Source organism: Shewanella sp. 10N.286.45.A1, from assembly GCF_041470405.1.
Taxonomy (GTDB): Bacteria; Pseudomonadota; Gammaproteobacteria; order Enterobacterales; family Shewanellaceae; genus Shewanella.
Genome location: NZ_JBFRMK010000327.1, coordinates 1 through 265, shown reverse-complemented (window position 1 = coordinate 265; position 265 = coordinate 1). Strand labels below are relative to the sequence as shown.

The following is a 265-nucleotide window of genomic DNA, read 5'->3' as shown; positions in this document are numbered from 1 at the left end:
ATCCCCAAGGGCATTGCGACCGCATCTTTACTCAGCCAAATCATCACCAGCAAATACCAATATGGCTTGCCTCTATATCGCCAAGAAAGCATGTTTGAGCAATACGGCATCGAGATGAGCCGTAAAACCATGGCCGACTGGATGATGAAGTGCAGTGACTTACTTCAACCCCTTTATGATAGGTTGCGTGCAGTATTGCTTGAACAGGCCGTTATCCAAGCTGATGAAACCACACTCAATGTGCTTAAAGAAGAAAAGGCAACCT

General features: G+C 46.0%; 1 protein-coding gene. It reads left to right on the top strand.

Annotated elements, in window-relative coordinates; all coding sequences use genetic code 11:
• Positions 1 to 265 (top strand): transposase (locus tag AB4238_RS20375; protein ID WP_372035238.1); only part of this gene is annotated, 265 nt, incomplete at both ends.